The 22,778-nt window shown below is 42.4% G+C and carries 38 protein-coding genes and 3 tRNA genes; 27 read left to right on the top strand and 14 right to left on the bottom strand.

Features of this window, described 5'->3' with window-relative positions; translation table 11 throughout:
- The first annotated feature begins 256 nt into the window (after positions 1-256).
- Positions 257-1,663 carry a D-serine/D-alanine/glycine transporter gene (cycA, locus tag BM135_RS14350; protein WP_092520750.1) on the top strand — a complete coding sequence of 469 codons (1,407 nt, stop codon included), beginning with the start codon at positions 257-259 and terminating at the stop codon, positions 1,661-1,663.
- Between the two features lie 56 nt (positions 1,664-1,719).
- Here the strand turns inward: cycA and BM135_RS14355 are convergent, their stop codons facing one another.
- Positions 1,720-2,055 (bottom strand): nuclear transport factor 2 family protein, encoded by a 336-nt coding sequence (locus tag BM135_RS14355; RefSeq protein WP_175486161.1) that lies wholly within the window; start codon positions 2,053-2,055, stop codon positions 1,720-1,722.
- Between the two features lie 182 nt (positions 2,056-2,237).
- Here BM135_RS14355 and BM135_RS14360 point away from each other — a divergent pair, with 182 nt between their 5' ends.
- Positions 2,238-2,741 carry a GNAT family N-acetyltransferase gene (locus tag BM135_RS14360; protein WP_092520755.1) on the top strand — a complete coding sequence of 168 codons (504 nt, stop codon included), beginning with the start codon at positions 2,238-2,240 and terminating at the stop codon, positions 2,739-2,741.
- Positions 2,742-2,911: 170 nt separating this feature from the next.
- Here BM135_RS14360 and speD read toward each other — a convergent pair whose 3' ends face one another.
- On the bottom strand, positions 2,912-3,274 hold the full coding sequence (gene speD / locus BM135_RS14365; protein WP_139204117.1) for an adenosylmethionine decarboxylase: 363 nt from the start codon (positions 3,272-3,274) through the stop codon (positions 2,912-2,914).
- A gap of 119 nt (positions 3,275-3,393) precedes the next feature.
- Between speD and BM135_RS14370 the strand changes: the two genes are divergently transcribed.
- The 10 genes from BM135_RS14370 (at position 3,394) to BM135_RS14415 (ending at position 9,298) form a co-directional block, all read left to right on the top strand.
- The gene (locus BM135_RS14370) at positions 3,394-3,687 is read left to right on the top strand and encodes an IS1-like element transposase (RefSeq protein WP_092520757.1); all 294 of its coding nucleotides are present in this window, start codon (positions 3,394-3,396) and stop codon (positions 3,685-3,687) included.
- Between the two features lie 21 nt (positions 3,688-3,708).
- Positions 3,709-3,996 carry an IS1 family transposase gene (locus BM135_RS14375; RefSeq protein ID WP_092520760.1) on the top strand — a complete coding sequence of 96 codons (288 nt, stop codon included), beginning with the start codon at positions 3,709-3,711 and terminating at the stop codon, positions 3,994-3,996.
- 468 nt (positions 3,997-4,464) lie between these two features.
- Positions 4,465-4,836 carry a hypothetical protein gene (locus tag BM135_RS14380; RefSeq protein WP_092520762.1) on the top strand — a complete coding sequence of 124 codons (372 nt, stop codon included), beginning with the start codon at positions 4,465-4,467 and terminating at the stop codon, positions 4,834-4,836.
- A gap of 149 nt (positions 4,837-4,985) precedes the next feature.
- Positions 4,986-5,417, top strand: coding sequence for a GFA family protein (locus tag BM135_RS14385; RefSeq protein WP_245737418.1), 432 nt, complete (start codon positions 4,986-4,988; stop codon positions 5,415-5,417).
- 368 nt (positions 5,418-5,785) lie between these two features.
- On the top strand, positions 5,786-6,445 hold the full coding sequence (gene uvrY, locus BM135_RS14390) for a UvrY/SirA/GacA family response regulator transcription factor (RefSeq protein WP_092520764.1): 660 nt from the start codon (positions 5,786-5,788) through the stop codon (positions 6,443-6,445).
- A gap of 23 nt (positions 6,446-6,468) precedes the next feature.
- Positions 6,469-8,301, top strand: a complete 1,833-nt coding sequence (gene uvrC, locus BM135_RS14395; RefSeq protein ID WP_092520766.1) for an excinuclease ABC subunit UvrC — start codon at positions 6,469-6,471, stop codon at positions 8,299-8,301.
- A gap of 56 nt (positions 8,302-8,357) precedes the next feature.
- Positions 8,358-8,906, top strand: coding sequence for a CDP-diacylglycerol--glycerol-3-phosphate 3-phosphatidyltransferase (gene pgsA / locus BM135_RS14400; protein WP_092520786.1), 549 nt, complete (start codon positions 8,358-8,360; stop codon positions 8,904-8,906).
- Between the two features lie 144 nt (positions 8,907-9,050).
- Positions 9,051-9,126, top strand: a tRNA-Gly gene (locus BM135_RS14405).
- A gap of 5 nt (positions 9,127-9,131) precedes the next feature.
- A tRNA-Cys gene (locus BM135_RS14410) sits at positions 9,132-9,205 on the top strand.
- A 6-nt stretch (positions 9,206-9,211) separates the two neighbouring features.
- Positions 9,212-9,298 (top strand) — tRNA-Leu (locus BM135_RS14415).
- 126 nt (positions 9,299-9,424) lie between these two features.
- Here the strand turns inward: BM135_RS14415 and BM135_RS14420 are convergent.
- The 11 genes from BM135_RS14420 to BM135_RS14470 form a co-directional block, all read right to left on the bottom strand.
- Positions 9,425-10,447, bottom strand: coding sequence for a tyrosine-type recombinase/integrase (locus BM135_RS14420; protein WP_092520788.1), 1,023 nt, complete (start codon positions 10,445-10,447; stop codon positions 9,425-9,427).
- Between the two features lie 2 nt (positions 10,448-10,449).
- Positions 10,450-10,668, bottom strand: a complete 219-nt coding sequence (locus tag BM135_RS14425) for a DUF4224 domain-containing protein (RefSeq protein ID WP_092520790.1) — start codon at positions 10,666-10,668, stop codon at positions 10,450-10,452.
- A complete protein-coding gene (locus BM135_RS14430) occupies positions 10,637-10,828 on the bottom strand; it encodes a hypothetical protein (protein ID WP_092520793.1) in 192 nt (63 codons plus the stop codon). Before BM135_RS14430 ends, BM135_RS14425 begins: the two co-directional genes overlap by 32 nt.
- 66 nt (positions 10,829-10,894) lie before the next feature.
- A complete protein-coding gene (locus BM135_RS14435; protein WP_092520796.1) occupies positions 10,895-11,086 on the bottom strand; it encodes a hypothetical protein in 192 nt (63 codons plus the stop codon).
- Positions 11,079-11,702: an HNH endonuclease signature motif containing protein gene (locus BM135_RS14440; protein ID WP_092520797.1), complete on the bottom strand. Its 624-nt coding sequence runs from the start codon at positions 11,700-11,702 to the stop codon at positions 11,079-11,081. Before BM135_RS14440 ends, BM135_RS14435 begins: the two co-directional genes overlap by 8 nt.
- On the bottom strand, positions 11,699-11,932 hold the full coding sequence (locus tag BM135_RS14445; protein ID WP_245737419.1) for a hypothetical protein: 234 nt from the start codon (positions 11,930-11,932) through the stop codon (positions 11,699-11,701). Before BM135_RS14445 ends, BM135_RS14440 begins: the two co-directional genes overlap by 4 nt.
- A 10-nt stretch (positions 11,933-11,942) precedes the next feature.
- Positions 11,943-12,125: a hypothetical protein gene (locus BM135_RS14450; protein WP_139204118.1), complete on the bottom strand. Its 183-nt coding sequence runs from the start codon at positions 12,123-12,125 to the stop codon at positions 11,943-11,945.
- 40 nt (positions 12,126-12,165) lie between these two features.
- Positions 12,166-12,660, bottom strand: a complete 495-nt coding sequence (locus BM135_RS14455; protein WP_092520799.1) for a siphovirus Gp157 family protein — start codon at positions 12,658-12,660, stop codon at positions 12,166-12,168.
- Positions 12,657-14,741 carry a hypothetical protein gene (locus BM135_RS14460; protein WP_092520800.1) on the bottom strand — a complete coding sequence of 695 codons (2,085 nt, stop codon included), beginning with the start codon at positions 14,739-14,741 and terminating at the stop codon, positions 12,657-12,659. The genes BM135_RS14455 and BM135_RS14460 overlap by 4 nt, the downstream gene beginning before the upstream one ends.
- Before the next feature lie 15 nt (positions 14,742-14,756).
- Complete coding sequence (locus BM135_RS14465) at positions 14,757-15,005, bottom strand: hypothetical protein (RefSeq protein ID WP_425445178.1); 249 nt, start codon at positions 15,003-15,005, stop codon at positions 14,757-14,759.
- 13 nt (positions 15,006-15,018) lie between these two features.
- Positions 15,019-15,351: a hypothetical protein gene (locus BM135_RS14470; RefSeq protein WP_092520802.1), complete on the bottom strand. Its 333-nt coding sequence runs from the start codon at positions 15,349-15,351 to the stop codon at positions 15,019-15,021.
- Positions 15,352-15,504: 153 nt separating this feature from the next.
- On the opposite strand from BM135_RS14470, the gene BM135_RS17095 reads away from it, so the two are divergent.
- Positions 15,505-15,648 (top strand): hypothetical protein, encoded by a 144-nt coding sequence (locus BM135_RS17095; RefSeq protein WP_175486164.1) that lies wholly within the window; start codon positions 15,505-15,507, stop codon positions 15,646-15,648.
- A 491-nt stretch (positions 15,649-16,139) separates the two neighbouring features.
- Here the strand turns inward: BM135_RS17095 and BM135_RS14475 are convergent, their stop codons facing one another.
- The gene (locus BM135_RS14475; RefSeq protein WP_175486166.1) at positions 16,140-16,544 is read right to left on the bottom strand and encodes a helix-turn-helix domain-containing protein; all 405 of its coding nucleotides are present in this window, start codon (positions 16,542-16,544) and stop codon (positions 16,140-16,142) included.
- Between the two features lie 107 nt (positions 16,545-16,651).
- On the opposite strand from BM135_RS14475, the gene BM135_RS14480 reads away from it, so the two are divergent.
- From BM135_RS14480 to BM135_RS14545, 14 genes are all read left to right on the top strand, one after another.
- Entirely contained in the window at positions 16,652-16,873 is a 222-nt protein-coding gene (locus tag BM135_RS14480) for a transcriptional regulator (RefSeq protein ID WP_092520807.1), read from the top strand.
- Positions 16,874-16,934: 61 nt separating this feature from the next.
- Positions 16,935-17,390: a toxin YdaT family protein gene (locus BM135_RS14485; protein WP_092520810.1), complete on the top strand. Its 456-nt coding sequence runs from the start codon at positions 16,935-16,937 to the stop codon at positions 17,388-17,390.
- Between the two features lie 19 nt (positions 17,391-17,409).
- Complete coding sequence (locus tag BM135_RS14490) at positions 17,410-17,619, top strand: hypothetical protein (protein ID WP_092520813.1); 210 nt, start codon at positions 17,410-17,412, stop codon at positions 17,617-17,619.
- A 10-nt stretch (positions 17,620-17,629) separates the two neighbouring features.
- Positions 17,630-17,914: a cyclic nucleotide-binding domain-containing protein gene (locus BM135_RS14495; RefSeq protein WP_245737420.1), complete on the top strand. Its 285-nt coding sequence runs from the start codon at positions 17,630-17,632 to the stop codon at positions 17,912-17,914.
- Entirely contained in the window at positions 17,914-19,068 is a 1,155-nt protein-coding gene (locus BM135_RS14500) for a conserved phage C-terminal domain-containing protein (protein ID WP_092520815.1), read from the top strand. The genes BM135_RS14495 and BM135_RS14500 overlap by 1 nt, the downstream gene beginning before the upstream one ends.
- 52 nt (positions 19,069-19,120) lie before the next feature.
- Positions 19,121-19,552: a hypothetical protein gene (locus BM135_RS14505; protein WP_092520818.1), complete on the top strand. Its 432-nt coding sequence runs from the start codon at positions 19,121-19,123 to the stop codon at positions 19,550-19,552.
- Positions 19,553-19,554: 2 nt separating this feature from the next.
- Complete coding sequence (locus BM135_RS14510) at positions 19,555-19,785, top strand: hypothetical protein (protein WP_092520821.1); 231 nt, start codon at positions 19,555-19,557, stop codon at positions 19,783-19,785.
- A 20-nt stretch (positions 19,786-19,805) separates the two neighbouring features.
- Positions 19,806-20,567 (top strand): phage antirepressor KilAC domain-containing protein, encoded by a 762-nt coding sequence (locus BM135_RS14515; protein ID WP_092520824.1) that lies wholly within the window; start codon positions 19,806-19,808, stop codon positions 20,565-20,567.
- A 14-nt stretch (positions 20,568-20,581) separates the two neighbouring features.
- Positions 20,582-20,761: a hypothetical protein gene (locus BM135_RS14520; RefSeq protein ID WP_092520834.1), complete on the top strand. Its 180-nt coding sequence runs from the start codon at positions 20,582-20,584 to the stop codon at positions 20,759-20,761.
- Positions 20,762-20,763: 2 nt separating this feature from the next.
- Positions 20,764-21,006, top strand: coding sequence for a hypothetical protein (locus tag BM135_RS14525; protein WP_092520837.1), 243 nt, complete (start codon positions 20,764-20,766; stop codon positions 21,004-21,006).
- The gene (locus BM135_RS14530; RefSeq protein ID WP_092520839.1) at positions 20,999-21,337 is read left to right on the top strand and encodes a hypothetical protein; all 339 of its coding nucleotides are present in this window, start codon (positions 20,999-21,001) and stop codon (positions 21,335-21,337) included. Before BM135_RS14525 ends, BM135_RS14530 begins: the two co-directional genes overlap by 8 nt.
- Before the next feature lie 71 nt (positions 21,338-21,408).
- The gene (locus tag BM135_RS14535; RefSeq protein WP_092520852.1) at positions 21,409-21,687 is read left to right on the top strand and encodes a type II toxin-antitoxin system RelE/ParE family toxin; all 279 of its coding nucleotides are present in this window, start codon (positions 21,409-21,411) and stop codon (positions 21,685-21,687) included.
- The gene (locus BM135_RS14540) at positions 21,687-21,974 is read left to right on the top strand and encodes a HigA family addiction module antitoxin (RefSeq protein ID WP_092520854.1); all 288 of its coding nucleotides are present in this window, start codon (positions 21,687-21,689) and stop codon (positions 21,972-21,974) included. Before BM135_RS14535 ends, BM135_RS14540 begins: the two co-directional genes overlap by 1 nt.
- Positions 21,975-22,062: 88 nt before the next feature.
- Entirely contained in the window at positions 22,063-22,656 is a 594-nt protein-coding gene (locus tag BM135_RS14545; protein ID WP_092520857.1) for a DUF1367 family protein, read from the top strand.
- Positions 22,657-22,778 lie beyond the last annotated feature (122 nt).

The following is a 22,778-nucleotide window of genomic DNA, read 5'->3' on the forward strand; positions in this document are numbered from 1 at the left end:
TTTTTCATGTCACATTACCCGAAAAAGTACAGGAATTGGCAACCCGGCTGACAGATAATTTCCAGACTTTAATTCCTGCATCTTCAAGTTAATTGCGTATATGCAATTAACTCTTAACTGATAGGTTTAAATATAACCATTCTACTTTTCATATGAAATCCTTCTGTTAATATCGCGGTTGTCTATGTCACAATGTTCTCTTAAACACAGCTTGAGGGTTTTAAGGCCATGCTGTGAGAATAAACTGGATACGACTATGGAAGAAAAAATACAACCCACTCACACTCCTGAAACTGAAGGTTCGCACCTGCAGCGAAGCCTCACCAATCGACATATACAGCTAATTGCAATTGGCGGTGCCATTGGTACTGGCTTGTTTATGGGATCAGGTAAAACGATTTCTCTCGCGGGGCCTTCGATCATTTTTGTTTATATGATCATTGGATTTATGCTGTTTTTCGTTATGCGAGCAATGGGAGAGTTATTACTTTCTAATTTGCACTATAAGTCGTTTAGTGATTTCTCTGCAGATTTACTGGGGCCGTGGGCCGGTTTTTTTGTGGGTTGGACTTACTGGTTCTGTTGGGTAATTACTGGTATAGCAGATATTGTCGCTATCACTGCTTATGTTGGATATTGGGCACCTAGCTTTCCAGAATGGGGAACTTCATTTTTATGCGTTCTGGTATTGTTAACTCTAAATCTCGCAACAGTAAAACTGTTTGGGGAGCTGGAGTTCTGGTTTGCCATGATCAAAATTATTGCTATTGTCGCCTTGATTGTGACAGGGGGTATTTTGATTGGTATGAACTTTCAATCACCAGCAGGGCATGTTGCCGCACTTTCTAATATCTGGAGTGATTATGGGATGCTCCCTATGGGATTAAGCGGCTTTTTTGCTGGGTTCCAGATAGCGATATTTGCTTTTGTCGGGATTGAATTGGTAGGAACCGCTGCGGCGGAAACCAAAAATCCGATGAAATCTTTGCCAAAAGCGATTAATGCCATTCCAATTCGTATTATTACGTTTTATGTTTTGGCTCTGATTGTGATTATGTCGGTCACGCCGTGGCGGGCTATCATTGCGGATAAAAGCCCTTTTGTAGAGCTATTTGTCTTGATCGGATTACCTGCCGCTGCCAGCATTGTGAACTTTGTGGTTCTGACTTCTGCGGCATCTTCGGCAAACAGTGGCGTTTTTTCTACTAGTCGGATGTTGTTTGGTCTGTCAAAAGAGGGGAATGCGCTAAAGCAGTTTAGTCGTCTTTCCCGTCGTTCTGTTCCTGCATCAGGGTTGATCTTTACTTGCCTATGTCTTTCTTTTGGGATTGTTTTGATCTACTTTATTCCAGATGTGATGCGGGTTTTTACTCTAGTGACAACCGTTTCTGCGATTCTGTTTATGTTTATTTGGAGCATGATTCTGTGCTCCTATCTGGTTTACAGAAAACGTCGGCCAGAGTTGCATCAGGCCTCGGTATATAAAATGCCATTTGGTATTGTGATGTCTTGGGTATGCTTGGCTTTCTTTGCTTTTGTCTTGCTACTACTTTCTTTACAGCCGGATACTCGCCAAGCGTTAATAGCTACGCCAATTTGGTTTGTTATTCTAATGATCGGATTTCAGATTGTGAAAAAGCACAAAAAATATCTGACTCACTAAGTAGAAAATTCCGGAAATTAACTATCAATGGCTCAAATACTGAGCCATTTTTTATCTTAAACAAACATGATCGTACCTTGATGGAATCTCAGTTGCCATTTATCAACTGAAGATAATTGCCAAATTGATGAGCGAAGCACTTGATTGAATGGTTTTCCAATTCGATCTATCTCATAAGATTGATAAGTTAGTAATACAATATTTTTACCAAAACAGTTCATAGAAAAATCTTTTGAGAAAATCTGAAAAGTAGTTTTTATTTCTGTAGTTAATTCATCGAATACAATTTTTTTAGTATAAATATAACCTGATTTACTGATTTCCAGAAAGTCATCATGTAATACCATGTTTAACCAATCAGCATTATTTCTCTTTTCACCGTAAAGACTCATTTCAAGATTTTTGAGCGATTCAAAAGTAGCTGTATTTTTTTTTGAACCATATGAACTCAAAATAAATAAAAAAACATCATTAATAGATTAATTTTTTATTTTCAATAAATATTTAATATGCTATTTACATTTATTTTCTTATCAGGTAGTTATAATAGAGTCAAGCTGAAAAAGAGATATGTATGGAAATTATAATTAGGGCAACTGAGCCAGAAGATGCTGAACATTATCAGCGAATTTTTAGCCATCCTGAGGTTTACTCTAATACTTTGCAACGTCCATGCCCTTCGCACGAAATGTGGCGGGAGCGTTTGAAACTAAATAGAGAACAAGGGCATATTGCTTTTGTAGCTGAAGTAAATGGTAAGGTCGTAGGTACAATAGAATTATTTACCCATGCTAATCCGAGACGCAGGCACGCGGTGGGGATTGGTATTGGTGTTGATGCCGATTATTCTGGCAAGGGCGTTGGTTCAAAATTAATGGCTTTTGTAATTGATTATGCGTTCAATTGGTTAGGTTGTATCAGAATTGAACTGGAAGTGTTTGCTGATAATGAAAAAGCGATTGCTCTGTATAAAAAATTTGGATTTGAAGTTGAAGGTATTCGGCGTATGCAGTCATTAAGAAATGGTCAATATTGTGATGTGATGGGAATGGCCTTAATCAATAGTCATTTTGCATGATATTTCTAAATATTATAGAAACAAATTAGATAAGGGAAGCATCGCTTTGATTGCTTCCTTTTTATTTTAGATCCAGGTAAAGGATATATTTTTAAATTTGAAAGCTAGAAATCTCGTTGCAGCACCTTATACTCATATTTCTTTTGAACTTAGTTGAGTTTGCAGTTGTGTTATAAGGGTAGTTTACTGATTGAATTCATGCAGATAAATAAATCAAGCGCAGCGTAGTGGTATTCAGGCCATGTATGTATCGTAAAATGTGATTCTGCTAATATTATCACACCACTGACTCCCCACGGTTCAAATTCATGGAAATGATAAGTAACAATATTAAGGTTACATTCTTTAGCAACATCAAGCATGATTGATTCAATTGTGGAGATAGACTTTAATTTATTGCTATTATAATTTTTCATTTCTATTACAATATGAGTGCCGAGTTGTTTAGTCTCAAATTTTTTATTAGTAGGTAAATTTATTTTTTCTTGACCACGATATTGGAATTTTATTCCACCGCATTGATTACAACTCATTTCTATCAATTTTTCTATTGTTAATATACTTATATTCCATATCCAATTATTATCATATTATGGAATGATTTATATTGATAAAACTGGTCATGACTCCAAAGCGTTAATTTGATATTATTATGCTTTTTCAGGTCATGACTGTCACGATAGCAGTTGTTTGCCGATACTGCGGCCAAACAGAATCGGTACGTAGACACGGAACAGGTAAAGCTGATTTTCCGCGCTATTACTGCAAAGACTGCCAGAAAACCTTTCAACTTAACTATCGTTACAATAGTCACAAGCCCGGCATAAAAGAAAAAGTGATTGATATGGCGATGAGTGGTTCTGGTATTAGGGATATCGGTCGTGTTTTAGGCATCGGTATCAACATGGTTATACGGACTTTAAAATACTCTCACCAAAGCAGGTAACATCAAGGCAGGAGGCTTCCCATGATGTCACGCTCATTTGCGAGTTGGATGAACAATGGTCTTTCGTCGGTAACAAAAAAACAACGTTATTGTATTTTGTATATTATTGATATAAAAAGAAAAAAATTCATATCCCATGTATTTGGCTCCCGAAACGATGAAACCTGTCGAAAACTGCTTGATTTATTGGCACCTTTTAATATTCGTTTTATGACGACCGATAACTGGGGAAGTTATTCTCGGGAAATTGAACCAGAAAATGTTTTTATCTTTTTTGATATGGATTTATTAATGGCTAATATAGCTTAGTTTCCCTGTATTATCTGGTGTTGTAATATTTTTATATTATGGGTTAGTATAAGTTAAGGATATGATTTATAGAGTTGTAAATAGTAAAATGAACTATTGTTTTTTTATATTTAAATTAGTTGCCGTGCAGTTTATAAATTATTATATTTGATATTAATGTTATGTGTAAATATAATTAAAGTGCATACTAATCTCATTAGTATTGGCAATGAGGCCATGTTATCTTTGATCTTGCTTATACAATGCTTTGTCTCCTTTTTCCAGAGTTATATCTTTGGCACAAGGATTCGCTTGTAGTGATTGGTTTCTGTGATGTTCGGCTAAGATATGAAGTTTTGGGCTGTCGGGTATTCAAGAAAAATGTGTTATTGCCAAATTTATTTGGCGATATCCAGTCAATGATTATTGATAAAAATAAAAACTGACATACAATCATCATGGTAACTAATTTATTAGTGGAGATCTAGTATGGAAAAATTTACTGATAAATTAATTAGCCTTGACCGATTTCTCTTACGGATGCTGCGCTTTTTTTTACATGCATTTATTATCTTCCTGATCGGTATTATTCCTGGTGTATTAGGTTTTTTCTTGATTGAAAGCCATGCTATTCCTGATGCAATATTGAATTCTGTCTCAATGATTGGAACCCAAAACCTGCATATTGAGCCAGTCTCTACTCTGGGGAAATATTTTGCTGCTATTTATGGATTATTTCTTCAGGCTATCTTTTTTATCGCAGTTGGGATGGTAGTAACGCCTTTTGTCCACCGAATACTACACAGTTGGCATATTGATGATGATGATGAAGAAAGCAATGAGAATGTGAAAGGTAAATAATTTATTTTTTCCCATCAAGCAACAGCTTGAAAACTACAGGATATATTTGTATGGATCTGCTAGAAACCAGAGAATCATTGTGGTTCATATGGCGTTTTTGGTGAAGCATGGTGGTCGATTTGTTCAATCTCAGATATAAGATTTTCCCTATGAGTTTATTACAGCTAGAGAGTGAGATGATGAATCAAGGTCGTTGTTTATGTGGTGCTGTGGAAGTAAAAACTAATCAAAGTATTGAAGATATTAATGTGTGTCATTGTGAGACGTGCCAAAAATGGAATGGTGGTCCATTTTTATCCGTAGACTGTAAAGACGACTTAAAAATAGGAGGAACTGAAAGTATATCAATATTTTCATCGTCCGACTGGGCGGAACGCGCTTTCTGTAAAAAATGCGGCACACATCTTTTTTACCATTTGCATCATCCAAGTGCTTATTATGTTTCTGTTGCTTTGTTTGGAAATAATAATTCAGGTAAATTATTTAGTCAAATTTATGTGGACAGTAAACCCGCATATTATAACTTTGTTGAAAAGACTCCCATGCTGACTAAAGAAGATATTCTTAATTTATTTAAATAATTGTTGCAATATGAGGGAAATATCACCCTCATATTGTTCTGGATATAAAATATATTGTTTTTAATAACATAGAACTATGTTTTTTTAAAAAAAATATCAAACGAAATTTGCTGGTTATCTATTTAATAATAAAAAATCGTTAATAGTGTTTACTTTATTGATATATAACAATTTTCTTTCTGTTTTGCGTTAATGTTAGTATAATCTGTTACTTCATCCAAAAGGTTTTGATGTCACTTGAGAGAAGATGTTGTCTTCTTTCAATTTATTTTATTAAAATCATAAAGATAAATTCAGCGTGTCCACTTGGTTTTGGAGTTATTCATTTATCATTATTTGAGTGGGTATTATGTTAGTGGAGATGTTGTTTGATTAATGTTTTATTAGTTGATGACCATGAACTGGTTCGCATTGGCGTGAAAGGTATCCTTGATGATGTGAGAGGGATTAAAGTCGTAGGAGAAGCCAGCAGTGGAGAAGATGCGGTCAGATGGTGTAGATCAAACAGCCCGGATGTTGTCATTATGGATATGGGAATGCCCGGAATAGGGGGGCTGGAAGCAGCTAAGAAAATCATCCGTCATTCACCTGACATACGGGTGGTTATGCTAACTATCCATACTGAAAGTTCTCTGCCTACGAAAGTGATGCAAGCAGGGATCAGGGGATATTTGAGCAAAGCTGCAACTCCTCAGGATATGATCAATGCAATTCGGGCTGTTTATGCAGGGCAGCGTTACATTTCCCCGGATATTGCCCAGCAGATGGCGCTGAATCAGTTATCTCCCCAAAAAGAAAATCCGCTGGATGAACTTTCAGAGCGGGAATTACAGATCATGACAATGATAACTCAAGGGCGCAAAGTTAATGAAATTTCCACGTTACTTAACCTGAGTCCAAAAACAGTGAATAGCTACCGTTATAGAATGTTTGGTAAGCTAAACATCAAAGGTGATGTAGAATTAACTCATATAGCGATACGTTGTGGGTTACTTGATGCACAGAATATGGTCATTCGCGGTGAGTAATAAGATTTGATGGGTGATAAGTCGTGGCGGATCTATTTGATTCAAAGGTATTCTTAAAAACAGTCACCAGTCAGCCGGGTGTCTACCGTATGTATGATGCTACTGGTGCAGTGATCTATGTTGGTAAGGCCAAAGATCTAAAAAAACGGCTCTCTAGCTATTTTCGGGTACAAGTTAGCAGTCGCAAAACAGAATCATTGGTAAAAAATATCGCTCAGATAGACGTCACTATTACCCACTCAGAAACAGAAGCACTCCTGCTCGAACACAACTATATCAAGCTGTACCAACCTCGCTACAATGTATTATTGAGAGATGATAAATCCTATCCTTATATTTTCTTGAGTAGTGATATTCATCCCCGCCTAACCTTATACCGTGGAGCCAAACATGCGAAGGGCGAATACTTCGGCCCATTCCCTAATTCTCATGCAGTACGTGATACTTTGACTTTATTGCAGAAACTATTTCTTATTCGGCAATGTGAAGACAGTGTGTATCGCAATCGCTCAAGGCCTTGTTTGCAATATCAGATTGGGCGCTGTCTTGCCCCTTGTGTTAAGGGATTCGTAACGGATAAAGAATATCAGCAGCAAGTTGAATACGTCCGTTTGTTTTTGGCGGGAAAAGATCAGCAAGTATTGGGTGAGCTGGTTAGAAAAATGGAAAAAGCGAGTCAGCAGCTAAAATTTGAAGAGGCTGCCTGTTATCGCGATCAGATCCAAGCAGTACGGCAAGTCACTGAACGACAATTTGTTTTCGGAGAAGGTGATGATCTTGATGTTATCAGTGTCGCTTTTGAGGCGGGAATGGCTTGCGTGCATGTCTTATTTATCCGTCAGGGAAAAATATTGGGTAGCCGAAGTTACTATCCCAAAATTCCGATAGATACGAAGTTAGATGAAGTAGTACAAACTTTCCTTGGTCAATTCTATCTTCAGGGAAGTCAAAATAGGACGTTGCCGACAGAAATTTTATTGGATTTTGCATTGCCAGAAAAAGAACTGTTAGAAGCATCACTTTCTGAATTATCGGGCAGAAAAATTTATATTCAAGCCCGGCCAAGAGGTGCTAGGGCGAGATACCTAAAATTGGCTCGTACCAATGCTGCAACAGCCTTGATTACTAAACTTTCCCAACAATCGACAATTCATCAGCAATTAGAATCACTAATCACATTTGTAGGGCTAGAAAAAATCCAACGTATGGAGTGTTTTGACATTAGCCATACGATGGGTGAACAAACCGTTGCATCTTGCGTTGTTTTTGATAGTAATGGTCCGGTTCGTGCCGAATATCGACGCTATAACATCACAGGTATCACTCCGGGAGATGATTATGCTGCAATGAACCAAGTCTTGCGTCGTCGATATAGTAAAGCTATTGATCAGACAAAAATCCCGGACATTATCTTTATTGATGGTGGAAAAGGGCAGCTTGCACAAGCGATTGAAGTTTTCGATTCTCTGGAGGTTAAATGGAATAAAAAGCATCCTAAGCTGGTTGGAGTTGCGAAGGGTAGTGATCGTAAGGCTGGGTTGGAAACTTTGTTTTTTGAAGCCAAAGGAGAGGGGATGGCACTTACTCCTGATTCGCCTACGTTACATGTTATTCAACATATTCGTGACGAATCTCACAACCATGCCATTACAGGACATCGTCAGCGTCGAGAAAAAGTGAAAAAGACCAGTACACTGGAGTCGATAAACGGTATTGGGCCAAAACGCAGACAAATGTTATTAAAATATATGGGTGGATTGCAGCCTTTACGCAACGCAAGTGTAGAAGAGATCGCAAAAGTGCCTTCTATTTCTTATGCGCTAGCAGAAAAAATCTATAATGCGTTGAAACACTAAGAGTATTGATGCACCATATTAACAAACTTTACATGGCCAGATAGTTACGAAGCATTATGCAATTAAATATTCCAACATGGCTTACTCTGTTCCGTATTGCCTTAATTCCATTCTTTGTCTTGGCATTTTACCTGCCATTTCAATGGGCACCGGAGTTGTGTGCCATTATCTTTATTGTCGCCGCTGCAACAGACTGGTTTGATGGTTTTCTTGCCCGTTTGTGGAAACAGACAACGCGTTTTGGTGCATTTCTTGATCCTGTGGCGGACAAAGTTATGGTTGCTACTGCGTTGGTACTGATTGCAGAACATTACCACACATGGTGGATTACATTGCCTGCTGCAACGATGATTGCACGTGAGATCATCATATCCTCCCTGCGTGAGTGGATGGCTGAATTGGGAAAACGCAGTAACGTAGCTGTTTCTTGGATGGGGAAAATAAAAACCACAGCACAAATGGCGGCATTGGTTGCCTTATTATGGCGTCCTTGTATTGAATTTGAAGTGGGGGGATTCATCTTATTATATGCTGCTGCGGTCCTGACGTTCTGGTCAATGTTTCAATATTTGAGCGCTGCATGGGATGATTTGCGTGAAGGTTGATCGAAGTGGCGTAAAAATCATCTAGCGAACGAGTTTTATAAATAATTGTGTTGACTCATTTCGTGAAGTAAGTAGAATGCAACGCATCGAACGGCACATGAAGTTTACAAAACAAATTAAGTAAATCAAGCAGTTCGAAGAAAGGCGGGAATAGCTCAGTTGGTAGAGCACGACCTTGCCAAGGTCGGGGTCGCGAGTTCGAGTCTCGTTTCCCGCTCCAAGAAAGGCGCGTTGGCAGAGTGGCCATGCAGCGGATTGCAAATCCGTCAACCTCGGTTCGACTCCGGGACGCGCCTCCAAATTCAGCCCAGGTGGTGAAATCGGTAGACACAAGGGATTTAAAATCCCTCGGCCTTTAGGCTGTGCGGGTTCAAGTCCCGCTCTGGGCACCATATAAAAACTTGCTGTTAAACAGTGAGTTAGAGTAAGAAAGAGCCACCTTTACGGTGGCTTTTTTCTTTGATTTAAATCACATTCCTAATAAATTCCTAATAAATTCCTAATATCTTTTCCTAATATCATTCGGTGTGTTGGCCGCCAACAACCGGAACCACTTCAATTTTTCTGTTGTATCTTGCTGTCTGGGTAATATTTTTATGACCCGAAATGACCTGCTTCTCGGCCAGCGTACCGTCCAGATCTGAAATGCCTTTGGCTTTTAGATCATGAAAGGTGAAGTTAAAGTCTAATTCGGGAAAAGTCTCTTTCGCGCTATTTTTCGCTTTCTTCCAGCGACTGTTAAAACCATCACGGGTATATTTATGCCCCGTGGCCTGACAAATAACATGCATACTGACAATACCCGGTTCGGTAATTAAGGTGTCACTCAGCTTCACCGCGTCTTCTAAGCGTTTCGTCCATGCCTTAATTTGTTGTTTTCCGGTTTTACCCTGACGAATAAAGATCCCTTTTTCCATTAACTGTGCGCGGGTGAGTGACAAAACATCGGCTTGTCGTGCACAACATAAATAAGCCAGTTCCATTGCAATTCTGACAATGGCAGGGGCGACGGAATAAAGCGCATGATATTCAGCATCAGTGATATACCGTTCCCGCGCTTTCTCCTTGTATTGTTTCACACCCTTACACGGATTGCCTTTGACCATACCCCGCTCATAGCCCCATTTGTAGACCCGGGAAAAGAAAGTTTTCTCGCGGTTGGCCTGCGTTCTGCTCTTCAGGCCGCGTTTGTCCATGTACTTTCTGACGTGCTCGGGTTTCACGTTGTCCGGTGCCATTTTCCCGAAGACAGGGACCAGCTTGTTGGCATATTTCCGATAATCTTTTTTGGTTTCTGTCGCCAGATCCTGAAACGTGGCTGAAGCCAGAAATTGTTTGATTAACTCTGACACGGTGTTTTCCTCTCGTGACATGTCACTGATAACTTTTTCATATTCCGCCCAGATAACGGAAAGCGGGGCGTCCAGAGGGCAGAGGGAAAGCGATCCCCCTCTGGACGGATGAAATTCATATTTGGTTTTTCCCCGATAGACCCGTTTGGGTAACTTGGCATCGGCGGCGTTCTTCCTTGTTCTGGCCATTATTACATATTCTCGAAATCGGGCTCTTCGGCGGGTTTGGAGTAACGGGTAGCAATTAGGGGATGGTTAAAATGTTTCCAGGTTGTTCTGGGTTTACCGTCTTGGCGTGTGATAAAGAAAATGCCATGTTTGACCAGTGCCTCGCACTGTTTGGACGGTATTTGATAGCCGGTCAATTCTTCCATTTCCTCATCGGTGATAATGTCGCAGTGGCTTTTCATGGTCTTGCCTCATCATCGATAGAATGATCAGATCAGCGGTGTCACAAGCGCGGATAATCTCTGCTTGATGGCAGGGCGTGTTTTTGACACTGGCCGCCAATCGTCCCAGTTTGATATCGAAGTTCGTTAATAGTTGTTGTCCCGGTTGCCAGGGCTGCATGATGGTGCTCCGTTTGGTGAATGTACCATCATGCTAGGCATTACGTGGCTGAATTTCTGATTAGGCTTAATCAGTTTCGCGGGCCAAGGAAAGAATATCGATCGCCGTCTTCTGATGACGATTAGCCGGCTCGATTTTTACTTCGGACGGAAAGTCATAGGAGACGGAACAGCGGCGGTCGGTCATGATCAAGCCGTTCGTACCATCGGGCAGGGTGAGCCTGATGGCTTGGTGACGTTGGTGTTGATGTTTAAGCATGGGTCTGGCCTCTTTTTATATTGCGGTTTGGTCTGATTTTCTTGCGCTTGTCAGCAACAGCTATTTTTATTCGTGCCAGATTAATGGCGGTTGGTTTATGTTGTATGGATACGGCGTGATAGAAATTGTTTATAACGCCATGCTCTTTGTGAGTGAGCATCAATAAATTATCAATCTGGCAATTTTGAGGGTTGCCATCGTTAAAGGTCAGGATAGTTCCCTTGGGGCGTTTGCCATGATGTTCTTCCCAGATGACATGATGTTTATGTCGCCAGATATTGGGTTCGGCTACTTTGATTTCGGTATAACCGCAACCAGTAACCCGTTCTGTCCCTACCGGGCGTTTATTCCATGCGGGTTGCCCTTTTTTAAATGAGCCGGAATTGGGCCTGGTTAACCCTTTGGCTCCGGCATTAAAAGGGCGATGCCCTTTGTGAAATTGTCCACTACGGCCTGTGCGTAATCCCAGTCTTTTCCTTAAGCCATTAATCGCTTCATTTGAGCGGTTGACAGAAAAAGAGTGGTTGAACTGGACGGTAAGTTCTTTTAATGGCAACAGGTAGTTGGCTTTCATCCAGTTTTCCATTTCAGGGGTATATTCAAATCTCTGTCTCATGATCGCCCCTCCAGATATTTGGGGGCGGACTTAATTTCATGATTACCCAGTGCCTTTTGAACTTTAAGGGCTAAGTGTCCGTTGCTGACGATTTGAGTGGCCACATCAGAAATGGCGTTTGCACGCCGAATTTCCATTTCTAATACTTTGTCGGAAAGATCTTCGTCAGACAACCGCTCTAATTGAGCAAAAAGATGGTTATTTAAATCTTCAAGGGTATTTTTCATCATGTTCACTCTCTCAGTGTAATTGCCCGTGACGGGAGACAGAACTGAGTTGGTTTATCAGGGCGGTTTTCAATTGTTCCAATGTGGCTTTTTCCATTGGCGAAAAATCCGCGGTTCTGTCTGCTGACCATGTAATTTCACACTGGTCGATTTCTTCGTTATAAAAGATGCTGACTTCAAGTTTTGCTGCCATCATTTCCTCCTGATTGCCCGAATCACCGGGCATAATCTGATTGTTAACGAACCTGCAAACTTCTTTCCCCGATTTCGATATGTGCGCCTGGAATGGTTTCGCCGCGTTCAATCGCTTCTTTAATGGCTTTCTTGTCCGGGGCGGTAATGGTCTGAACATCCACTAATTCATCGGGTAGTAACATCTCATTATCGATAATGACTCTGGCGCTACCCTGACGAGCGCTGAAAGTATTTTTCGTGGTCTTCAGGGTATTCAGGTCTGCTTTTAGCAAGCAATCAAGAACATATTTTTTCAGGTGTTTGATTTGTCCTTCAAGGGACTTTTTGCGATCAGCCAGTCGCCTGGCTTCATCGTCCAGCGTTCGGGCCTGTCCTTCAAGGTTACGGACATGGATCATGACCGCATCCAGCTTGTCACCCAAAGCCCCTTCCAGTCCATCGAGGGTATCGGCAATTTCTTCCGGTGAAAATTCACCGGTGGTGATCAGTTTTTGCAGCTGATCATAATCGGCAGCTAATGCAATCGCGGTGGTCATGGATTTGCCTCTTCCAGTTGGGTTAAACAGTCTTTTTCGATTTCAGTTAAACGACGTAACCGACCTGATAAATAACGTTCATACTCTTTGTCACCAAACGATTTCGCACTCTTGAGATGCACATCGATTTCACGGGTCAGCGTGGAAGCAATGCCTCTTAGTTCGTTCTTGGTGACGGCCGTTTTCATGGTCTCGGTATTACGTGAAAACTTCTCGTCCAGTTCTTTACGTAAGCGGGTGAGATCTTCCGCTTTATCACTGGCTGCCTTGATACCGAATTCAATTTTGTTTTCAGCCAGATATTCAGGATTGTCGTGCATACCCATAAAGACATCAGCGCTAAACCCAAGCATGGATAAGGCTTTTTTGATGGCATCCGTCAGGGATTTTTTAAGTACCTCACCATCAGCTTTCGGACCATACGCTGATTGGTAGCGATAGGGCGTGGCGCCATAACTGGTGAATTCGCCTCGTTCCCCTTGTTCATTCACATACCAAAACAAGATCTTGATAGAGTGATTCTGGGTAAAAATAAGTGAACCGTCGCCATCACGTAAGAAGCGGATGGCTATCTGTTTATTACGTTCATCCAGAACGGGTTCAGTCATGGGTATACCGTCGATACACTTTTCTTCCAGAACGTCATACCCCCAGCCTTGACCCGCAGGGCCGAAGATTTCGGTTGCCCGCATGAACATATAATTACTGTTGATGCTGGTGCCGCTATAGCCCATGCCTTCCAGTGGTTTGGTAAAGCGCGGATCGGTACGCTGAACCGCTTTCCAGATACGGAGGTTGGCCTGCTGTTCATTACCTCGTGCCTTGATGGTTTCTTCCAGTAGATCGGCACGGTGCTGAAAGTTATCATCTCTGACGTTCTGGCCACTGACTGATGGCAATAGAGTGCTTTCATCATTTGCGGCTGTTTTTGGTGCAGCTTTATCCGTTTCCGGTACGGTTTCCGCTATTGCTGGTACATTTGCATCAATTTCCGGCGCGATTTCTTCGGGTTCTGGTACGATTTCCGCTTTGGCTGGTTTGGTTTTTCTCGATCTACGGGGTTTCGCTTCAGCTTTTTCTGCTGTTTTTTCTGCTGTGATTTCTGACGCAACTTGTGACTCTTCATCTGAAATTGCTTCTGTTACGGCATTTTCCGAGGTCACAGCGGTTTTGCTATCACCTAATGCCCGGTTTAAAAATGCCTTCATAGCGTTAGCATCGGTCAAAAATTCGGGATGTTGCTTGCCTTCACGAATCACATTAAAAAGTGTTTCGCGTGGAATGGACAATGCATCCAGTCTGACACGAAATGCCGTAGACCAGCGCCGCCAGATTTCATCACTATCAGCCATCAACTTTTTAGCGGCACTCATTTCTTGTGAGCGGATCTCCCAGCAATCGAAATCACCATCCAGTAAGGCCATTGCCACTTCTAAATCCAGCGTGGCGTAATTGTGACTAAACTCGCGTTGTTGGTATGAACCAGCCAGCCACTTTTCTCCAAATTGAGTGACTTGTTCATAACCAACATTATCTACAGAAGCAAAATGTTCCTGAACAGCCTGCACGAATTTTTGTGTCTGTGCGGCGTTCATCAATGAAGTTCTTATGATGCCGCCTAACCCGTGGGCAATATTGCGTAGCTTAGGTTGATCTGTTCCTTGATGAACGAACTTAATTGCATCAGAAATCTGCCCGTTTGTCAGTTCTGTGGTGTTGAATAGCAAAATAGCCGCAACACGTACAATGGTGGCCACTTTGCCAAAATTGGCGAGGTCATGTCGGGTATCGCGTTCAATGGTTTTGGTTTTCCATGTTGCGCCATCAAATTCATATTCAGATGCAAACTTCTCATCAAACCTACCCACGGGCGGGCGAGGGGAACCGACCCGGTCTTCACAAATAATCGGGGTATCGGTATTAAACTTATCCATGTCTTCCGGATACTCATCACCCAAATGAACGATGGCCAATGCCTTAGCCATTTTGATGGAATTGGCGTCAAGGGCGATGGCTAAAGATACAGCGCCATCCTGTTGGGCCTCTGGGGTCGGCTCAAATACACAAACATAAGTGGTCATGGGTCTTGCCTCTGGTTAGTTACCTGTTTTAGCCAGTCTGATGGCTCTTCGAATGCCAGCTTTGGGCAGCCGGACCGTGGAATAAAGATCCTTCACCGGATTTGAGTAAACCATCCCCGTTGTCGGGTAATATTCCACCCGCCGTTTTCCACCAAGCAGGGAGATATGGGTTACCCCTCCCACGAAATCACTGTTGTTTTCATGCTCAACAGCGGTTAAGCCAGCATCCAGAATCATTTCAACAACCTCATTGATGTTTTGCACCATTCCTCCGGGGCTAATAAGGCAGTTCCATATCGGCAGCAGAAACAGGTTGACCTTCAATGCACAAGAGTGACTGGATATGGTCTTCAATCCGGTTCACTTCTGTTTGCGCACAGGCCAGCACCTTTTCTTTTTCAGCCTTGAGCGCGTCGATCTGCGCATGGATGAGATCAGATTTATTGATGGAGGGGAGGGTAATGTCCACATCCTGCTGATGAACTAACGCACCCCAATAGGTTGTGTTAGCGGGTGCACAGGTGAGGGTATTGAATTCAACCTGTTTATCAAACCCTTCTTTGGCATAGACGTAGAGGGTGACATTCAGTGTTTTTGGTTGTGCTTTCATAGCAACTCCTATATATTATTGTGGATCGATGAGTAATCATTGGTCTTGCCTCTTTGGGCGGATTGGTCTCCGCCCTGAGAATTCCCGATAGCTTTGGTCGGCGATTCGGGGTAAAAGAACCCGCTTCGGTGGGTTTTTTTACGTCTGTTGTCAATGACCCGTCTTTCCGGGCTGTCAGCCTGTTGGTGCATTGCTTTCCACGGTCAAGAAATTGCTGGTTACGCTATCCAGCGTCGCTTTACCCTGGTCAAGGATGACGACCGTATTGTTGCCTCTTTGCGCATCACTCTATGGTGATTGGTCTCTTTCTAACTGTATCCCCTGGTGTTGGGATAAAAGCCAGCTGTCATCAAGTGGTAATCATGGCAGGTCGTAATGAGCGCTGCGGTTCTCCTCCTCCATGACAACTGAAACGGTAAATTCGGTCTTGAACATTTAACCTAAACGGCTGCTGTGCCGTATTGTCTGAGCAAATCATCTACCTCTTCTTACGCCGGTAGCGGCTACTTCGTGGGCGTCCTGCCTGTTTGCTGTTGATGTTTTTAATTAAACAATAAGTTGATGTTTTTGTCAATGATGATATCAACTAAAAGTTTATTGTTGGTTTTTTGGTCTAATAGGAAACATTTAAGTTGGTTCTTTGTTGAGGAGTAAGGTAACAGGACCACTGGTTAGGTGGCCTTGTTAGTTAGTACGAGAATATTTTGTAGGGTAGTTAAAAATCTAGGAGAGGTGATAACACTTGCTATCTGAAAGGCAATTTTAAAAGAAGTAAAAAATATAATAAGTTATGCTTTTTTATTATGCCTTTTATGTAATAATTCATCTAGTAAAGTATCGTAATACCGTTTTTTCTCTTCAAGAGTTTTTAGGAGCTGATTGGCTTCACTATCAGGTAATTCATTAAAGAGTTCTAGTAGAATTTTTTCTCGTGGTGAAAGTGATCGCTCTGGTGTGTCATTTGGCCCGTCTACATCTTTATCCCCTAATATCCAATCGACTGAAACGCCAACGTGTTGAGCTAGTTTTTGAGCTGAACGTTTACCTATATCACCTCTGTTGAACCAATTATTAACCGCTTGTGGACTGACGCCAGCGATACGAGCCATATCTGCTTTAGATATACCCTGTTGATCCATGAGTTCGTTAAGTCTCGCCAATACGGCGACATTGTTTTTTAAATTGTCTTTCATCTTGACATTATAAACATAATGTTTATATATATAAATAAACATAAGGTTGACAAATGGTATCAACTAATTGTTTAATAAATGCACGTAAGCAGATTAGGAGAAAAATAGTGACTGCATTAAAACGCGCGATCGAAATTGCTGGTTCAGCGAAATCTTTAGCTGAAAAGTTAAATGTTTCTCAAATGACTATTAGCTATTGGGTTCATCGCTCACGTGGGATTGTTCCTCCACAAAGAGTTATACCCATTTATAAAGTAACTGGGGTAACACCACATGAGTTACGACCAGATTTATACCCTAATCCTAAAGATGGATTACTTGAAGTGTAGCTGATATCAAAGATTAAAATCTGATTTTCAATAATCAACATTGCGACAGGAGACGCAAATCGTGGAGCAAGATATTAATGCGCTTAAAGCCGAAGTTGAGGCTTGGGCCATGGAGAGAGGTCAGGAGCATGTAGCCATTGAAATCAGTCGTATGTATTTCCTGTTGTATCGCGGTGGTTCTCAATTCCGTTTACGCCGGATTGAAGATGAATTAGGGAATGCTGACTGGAAAGCGATAAACAATAACCGTCAACAGATTTTCCGGTGGTTACGCAGTGATTCAAATGCCGCACAACGTAAGATCACGGAATTGTTGCCAGCGATTGAAGCGGCATTACCGATAGAACGACGAGCGAGGTTGACTAGTGAAGATAATTTGAATTATCTTGCATCGATTGCGATCAAAGAATTTGCTGCGGCAATGAGTGAAACGCTTTTAGGAGGCCGTGACATGTCACGACAAATAATGAATGCTGTAACAGCATTAAATGCAATACCGCGTCTGACCAACGTTTAAAACAGAAGAGGCAAGACCAATGATAATCGATACGATTACCTATCGTGACGGCTTTCGCCTGAACGGTAACCCCGCCACACGTGAAGAAATTTTACCCATCTATGAAAGCCGTAAGGAAGCGGCTCTCGCGACGCGAGTCAATGATGAAAAAAATAAATCAACACTGAGCACTGAAAATCTGCCATCTGATGAAAATCAGAAGGCATGCTGTGCTATTGCTAAAAAATGAGGAAGCTGAGATGAGTGTATTGGAAAAAATTAATCAGCTTTCATTTGAAAATCCTATTCATCGTTTGATATTGCTGAAAATTCTCAATAGCGGAAATATGGACGGTATTGGTGAAAGGAACATTTCTCATGAAGACATGGCACATTTTTGTTGTTGTCATTCCATGGTTATTTTTAGAGAAACTAAAAACCTTGAAAATCAGGGTATTATAAAGGTAAGGAAAATACTTACCATCACTGATGGAAAAGTTAAAACAGCGCCTTTTCGTGCCTATGAATTACAGGAATTAGTTTAATGGATAAGCAGAGCATTACTCCTGTAGTGAATGAAATAAGTAAAATAAATATCACAGGTAACGTTATTCCGGCTGTTTGGTGGCAATTTATAAAATTCCCATCAGGAAAACCGGACAGCACGGCAATTATTTTGTTGTCTGAAATTGTTTATTGGTATCGACCAACCGAAATCAGAGATGAACTCACTGGTGAGCTTAAGGGATTTAGAAAGCGTTTTCATAGCGATAAATTACAGCGTTCTTATCAATCATTTTCGGATCAATTTGGTTTTACAAAGCGAGAAGTTACGGATGCACTAAAACGCCTTCGCGATCATGGATTCATTACACTGGAACTCAGAAAGATTAATACGGCTAATGGGATTATTAACAATGTGTTATTCATTGAGCCAGTGGCAGGTACGTTAACAAAGATAACCAATCCTAATGTTTTGAGTGATTGTCAAACAAAAGATGAACCTGTTTCTTCTCCCCCTGTTACGTTGAAACGTAATAGGGGTTCCGTTGAAACGGAAGAGGGGTTACGTCAAGACGTAATAGCCCCTACGTTGAAACGTAAGACAAATACAGAGATTACTACAGAGATTACAACAGAGACTAATTCTTCTTGTCAGGTTCTCGCCGAACCCGACGACCCAGCCCGGCAAGTTCTGGTTTATTTCAATCAGACCACTGATTCGAACTACCGCAATGGTAAAACCACGATGGGGTATATCCGTGCTCGGTTGGGTGAGGGTTATGGGGTAGAAGACCTGATGTTAATCACTGATTACCTGACCACCAAGTGGCGGAATGACGGCAAGATGCGGGATTACCTGCGACCGAAAACGCTGTTTGGCCCGGAGAACTGCACGGAATATTTTGACAAAGCGGGCAAGTGGGACAAAGCGGGACGCCCTGCCTGTGTCAATGGTCGCTGGCTGAAAGCCGGAGAAACGGCCATCACCATTGATACCGTGGAGCGTGATGCGACTTTCCGGCTGCTGTTTTCCACTGGCTGGACTCCGACAAACCGTATTCAGGCGCTGGCACAACAACTGGCACGTAAAGCCGGGATAGGGCGGATGAGTGAAGTCCCGGCATTAGCGGCTTGGCGGGGGATCTGGAAACAGGCCGCAGAACAAGTGGCGAAAGAGCAATACTCTGGCCAATAGCAAAAACGCTTTCTGACCAAAAGCGGAAAACCAAAAAACGAGGCAAGACCACATGAGCAACGAAAACGATGTCAATAAACTGATCCTTGATCGGCGTGATATTGCGGATGATGGGTGCGACCATTCAGCCAGCATTATCGATAATCTGAATCAGGCTGCACGGGCACGCAGCCGTCAGCCTTACCAACCCAAAGTGAAGTCCATCCCGGTGGCAAAACCTGCAACTGTCGCTGAACCCAGTATCAACATTGGGAAGCGTTTTAACTATGGCCGGAATATTGTCCGAGGCATGTATGAACTCTCCCGGCTTGGCAGAACGGCAGAGTACATCGCTATTTTACTTCGAATGCCACTTGGCGATGTTCAGCGGGTGTTACTGCGTAAGACAGTAATTCAAAAGGCGGTTTACAAGCAGGTCATGGTAGCACCTAAACCGACTGAAAAAGCGGTTATCAAGCGGCTTTCAGCAGAGTCGAAGGAATAGCTATGCGCCAGCAATCGGACTATTTGCCTGCTGGACTCCCACACAATCGTGGATTGTGGACACAAGATCAGCGTGAGCTGGAAAATCTGGATCTCAAAGCCAGTCGGTTAATCAAACAGCTCAAGCGGCGGAAGATCGACAGGGTGGTTATTTTTAGAGAAATCGAACAGACCGCCGACAAGTATCAAGCATTTTTTAAAGCACGCCTGAATTACTGGCGTGATGTGATGTAAGACTCAACAAAGGGATCCATATGTTAAATGTTATCGATAAGAAAACCTTGCCTGTGATTGCAGGCGTTGAAATTACCACTGATGCTGAAGGACGCTTCAATCTGAATGCGCTGCATAAGGCGAGTGGCAGGGAAAAGAAACATGGTCCAAGTTATTGGCTGACACTTGAGGGAACTAAGCAATTGATTTCAGAATTGCAAAATCAAACTACCGAGATCACGGTAGTTAAAAAAGAAGGACGTACTGGCGGCACTTTCGCTCACGAACTTTTAGCCATCGAATATGCTGGCTGGATTTCGCCAAAATTCCGTCTGCAGGTTAACCAGACTTTTATTGATTACCGTTCCGGCAGGCTGACAACACCTCAACCCGCGTTACCCAATGCCAAACAACTGGCCATGATGGTGCTTCAGGCCGAAGAAGAAAAAGAGCGCCTTTCACTGGCGGTGAATCAGCTAGAACACCAAATCTTCGAGGATGCGCCGAAAGTTGAGTTCCATGACAAAGTCTCTGCCTCACATGGTGCCCTCAGCATGGGACAGGCGGCTAAGGTGTTGGGTACAGGCAGAACCCGGTTGTTTGCGTTTCTGCGACAGATTGGCTGGATAACCCGGCGCAATGAACCGTATCAGGAAAAAATACAGTCAGGCTTGATGGATGTGAAATTAAGCAGTTGGGAACACCCGGAACGCGGGATTCAGGAATGTGTGACGTCACTGATTACGGGCAAGGGATTAACCCAATTACAAAGGCTTTGGACACTGAGAAATCAGGCTAACTGAGAGAGGCAAGACCAATGAAACAATCAAACTGCTTTTTGCACTACCTGAAAGAAGAAGTGATCGGCTACTGGCAAATACTCATTGATGAAGATTTCCGGCTCTATATGCTCGCCTTGTTCTTGCTCCTGACATTTCCGGTTTCACTGCCGGTGATGGCGTTGATTCGGTTTGTTTATGATCGGTTGGGGAAATAAGCATGAAAACGCAAAATACGGAAAGCAGGGCATACACGACTGAAATCGAACTGATTGGGTTTATTTTCTACGATAATTTTGATTTTCGGGCAAGCGGGCGCATTTATCATGATGTCCATCAGCGCTGGTTTGATGGGGCTGAAATCATTACGTCACCCGTTCAGAATATTCATACTTTTAATTCCGATGGCTTTATCCGCACCCGCAATTCGGTTTATAAAATCAGGATGCCGAACCATGGCTAAATCCCCCGCAGAACGGAAAGCCGCTCAACGTCAACGCCAGCAGAACGCTGGCGTCACTAAGGTTGAATTGCTTCTGGATAATCAGGAGCTGGCGATGCTGAAGCAAAATTGTGCCCTTCGACGACCAGGCAGAGAGCCTTATGACGTGAATGAATATCTGACCATGTTAATCCGAATGGATAACCGTTCATTAAAAAAACAGATCGCCAAACTACAGCAGCAATGCTGTGAAAAATGTGGTGAATCGTTACCCGTGGCGGAATGCTGTTTTTCGGGTGAAGCGGCTTGCTGGAATACATTGGGCTGGCATAAGCTGAAGCTGGTGTTATAAATTAAGTGTTGCGTATGACGCGGCATCTTATATAATGCGTTATGCGCAACACCCCAAAGGCATAAAATGACATGATTAAAAGTTTTAAGCATAAAGGGTTGAAGAAATTCTTTGATACTGGCTCGGCTGTAGGAATTGATGCCAAACAAGCAAAGAAGATCAGTGTGCGTTTAAGTGTTCTCGATTTAGCCAAAGACATAAAAGACATCGATGTGCCGGGCTTCTTCTTGCATCCGTTAACCGGTGATAAAAAAGGGCAGTGGGCCATCACCGTCACCGGGAACTGGCGCATCACCTTTGAATTTACGGACGGTGATGTTTATGTCGTCAACTATGAGGATTACCACTGATGAGCACCATGTACAATCCGCCCCATCCGGGTGAGCTGATCAAGGAAACGATGGAAACCTTGAATCTGAGTGCCAGAGCATTAGCCAAAGCACTGGATGTTGCGCCGTCTACGGTACAGCGGTTGATTAGCTGTCAGTCCCATGTTTCCCCTGAAATGGCAGTGCGCCTTTCTGTGGTTATCGGCAGTGCACCGCATGTGTGGTTGGGAATGCAGAATGCCTATGATATCTGGCATATTAAGCAGAGTCTGGATACCTCCCGCTTACAGAAATTGTCGGTAGCATAACAGGTTGTAACCCGCTAAAATCATGCCATCGGCCTGAACATCCGAACCTAAACCTACGCTGCTGTGCCATTACCTTAAGGGATCAAGAATGGCGCAGCATAGTTTTATTAAAATTTCCGACGACACCTTACGGCCTGCTACTCCAGCGACCAGAGAATACCTGCATTCGAAAATCAAATGCGGCGATGTGCTGTATGCCGATTTCAAGAAAGCCCGTAACCCCCGTTTCCACCGCAAATACTTTGCCCTGCTGAATCTCGGTTTTGAGTACTGGGAACCTACCGGCGGCACGATCTCTCCTGACGAAAAAGAACTTGTTCGTGGTTACGTTCAATTTCTGGCTCACTTTGCTGGCAGTGAAGAGGCCTTACAATCTGCTGCTGATGAATACCTTGCCGGCCTATCAAAAAAACGCGCCCACAACATTACCGCAGCTAAATCCTTTGATGCTTTTCGACGCTGGGCGACTGTGGAAGCGGATCACTACGATACTTATGAAATGCCGAACGGCATCCTCTACTGTGAACCCCGCTCTATTTCTTTTGCCAGAATGGAAGATCTTGAATTCAGTGAACTCTATAAAGCCACATTAAACGTGCTTTGGAATTTTATTCTTTACCGCTCTTTTCCGACTAAAGAGGCGGCGGAGAATGCGGCCTCTCAATTGTTCGATTTTCTGTAATGAGAGGCAAGACCAATGACCAAAAATTAGGGCAAACGGGTCTAAATTGAACAGTTAGTTCAGTGATGTGCCTTCAGTACATAAAGGTAGGAACATTGATGATCGTTTGTGATTTACAATCC

It is taken from the genome of Xenorhabdus japonica (assembly GCF_900115195.1).
In the GTDB taxonomy this organism is placed as follows: domain Bacteria; phylum Pseudomonadota; class Gammaproteobacteria; order Enterobacterales; family Enterobacteriaceae; genus Xenorhabdus; species Xenorhabdus japonica.

Bases quoted from the DNA above. Each gene is read 5' to 3' on its own strand.
- cycA (WP_092520750.1), top strand. From the start codon at position 257: ATGGAAGAAAAAATACAACCCACTCACACTCCTGAAACTGAAGGTTCG.
- BM135_RS14355 (WP_175486161.1), bottom strand. From the start codon at position 2,055: ATGAGTCTTTACGGTGAAAAGAGAAATAATGCTGATTGGTTAAACATG.
- BM135_RS14360 (WP_092520755.1), top strand. From the start codon at position 2,238: ATGGAAATTATAATTAGGGCAACTGAGCCAGAAGATGCTGAACATTAT.
- speD (WP_139204117.1), bottom strand. From the start codon at position 3,274: ATGAGTTGTAATCAATGCGGTGGAATAAAATTCCAATATCGTGGTCAA.
- BM135_RS14370 (WP_092520757.1), top strand. From the start codon at position 3,394: ATGCTTTTTCAGGTCATGACTGTCACGATAGCAGTTGTTTGCCGATAC.
- BM135_RS14375 (WP_092520760.1), top strand. From the start codon at position 3,709: ATGATGTCACGCTCATTTGCGAGTTGGATGAACAATGGTCTTTCGTCG.
- BM135_RS14380 (WP_092520762.1), top strand. From the start codon at position 4,465: ATGGAAAAATTTACTGATAAATTAATTAGCCTTGACCGATTTCTCTTA.
- BM135_RS14385 (WP_245737418.1), top strand. From the start codon at position 4,986: ATGAGTTTATTACAGCTAGAGAGTGAGATGATGAATCAAGGTCGTTGT.
- pgsA (WP_092520786.1), top strand. From the start codon at position 8,358: ATGCAATTAAATATTCCAACATGGCTTACTCTGTTCCGTATTGCCTTA.
- BM135_RS14420 (WP_092520788.1), bottom strand. From the start codon at position 10,447: ATGGCCAGAACAAGGAAGAACGCCGCCGATGCCAAGTTACCCAAACGG.
- BM135_RS14425 (WP_092520790.1), bottom strand. From the start codon at position 10,668: ATGAAAAGCCACTGCGACATTATCACCGATGAGGAAATGGAAGAATTG.
- BM135_RS14430 (WP_092520793.1), bottom strand. From the start codon at position 10,828: ATGCAGCCCTGGCAACCGGGACAACAACTATTAACGAACTTCGATATC.
- BM135_RS14435 (WP_092520796.1), bottom strand. From the start codon at position 11,086: ATGCTTAAACATCAACACCAACGTCACCAAGCCATCAGGCTCACCCTG.
- BM135_RS14440 (WP_092520797.1), bottom strand. From the start codon at position 11,702: ATGAGACAGAGATTTGAATATACCCCTGAAATGGAAAACTGGATGAAA.
- BM135_RS14445 (WP_245737419.1), bottom strand. From the start codon at position 11,932: ATGATGAAAAATACCCTTGAAGATTTAAATAACCATCTTTTTGCTCAA.
- BM135_RS14450 (WP_139204118.1), bottom strand. From the start codon at position 12,125: ATGATGGCAGCAAAACTTGAAGTCAGCATCTTTTATAACGAAGAAATC.
- BM135_RS14455 (WP_092520799.1), bottom strand. From the start codon at position 12,660: ATGACCACCGCGATTGCATTAGCTGCCGATTATGATCAGCTGCAAAAA.
- BM135_RS14460 (WP_092520800.1), bottom strand. From the start codon at position 14,741: ATGACCACTTATGTTTGTGTATTTGAGCCGACCCCAGAGGCCCAACAG.
- BM135_RS14470 (WP_092520802.1), bottom strand. From the start codon at position 15,351: ATGAAAGCACAACCAAAAACACTGAATGTCACCCTCTACGTCTATGCC.
- BM135_RS17095 (WP_175486164.1), top strand. From the start codon at position 15,505: ATGACCCGTCTTTCCGGGCTGTCAGCCTGTTGGTGCATTGCTTTCCAC.
- BM135_RS14475 (WP_175486166.1), bottom strand. From the start codon at position 16,544: ATGAAAGACAATTTAAAAAACAATGTCGCCGTATTGGCGAGACTTAAC.
- BM135_RS14490 (WP_092520813.1), top strand. From the start codon at position 17,410: ATGATAATCGATACGATTACCTATCGTGACGGCTTTCGCCTGAACGGT.
- BM135_RS14495 (WP_245737420.1), top strand. From the start codon at position 17,630: ATGAGTGTATTGGAAAAAATTAATCAGCTTTCATTTGAAAATCCTATT.
- BM135_RS14500 (WP_092520815.1), top strand. From the start codon at position 17,914: ATGGATAAGCAGAGCATTACTCCTGTAGTGAATGAAATAAGTAAAATA.
- BM135_RS14505 (WP_092520818.1), top strand. From the start codon at position 19,121: ATGAGCAACGAAAACGATGTCAATAAACTGATCCTTGATCGGCGTGAT.
- BM135_RS14510 (WP_092520821.1), top strand. From the start codon at position 19,555: ATGCGCCAGCAATCGGACTATTTGCCTGCTGGACTCCCACACAATCGT.
- BM135_RS14515 (WP_092520824.1), top strand. From the start codon at position 19,806: ATGTTAAATGTTATCGATAAGAAAACCTTGCCTGTGATTGCAGGCGTT.
- BM135_RS14520 (WP_092520834.1), top strand. From the start codon at position 20,582: ATGAAACAATCAAACTGCTTTTTGCACTACCTGAAAGAAGAAGTGATC.
- BM135_RS14525 (WP_092520837.1), top strand. From the start codon at position 20,764: ATGAAAACGCAAAATACGGAAAGCAGGGCATACACGACTGAAATCGAA.
- BM135_RS14530 (WP_092520839.1), top strand. From the start codon at position 20,999: ATGGCTAAATCCCCCGCAGAACGGAAAGCCGCTCAACGTCAACGCCAG.
- BM135_RS14535 (WP_092520852.1), top strand. From the start codon at position 21,409: ATGATTAAAAGTTTTAAGCATAAAGGGTTGAAGAAATTCTTTGATACT.
- BM135_RS14540 (WP_092520854.1), top strand. From the start codon at position 21,687: ATGAGCACCATGTACAATCCGCCCCATCCGGGTGAGCTGATCAAGGAA.
- BM135_RS14545 (WP_092520857.1), top strand. From the start codon at position 22,063: ATGGCGCAGCATAGTTTTATTAAAATTTCCGACGACACCTTACGGCCT.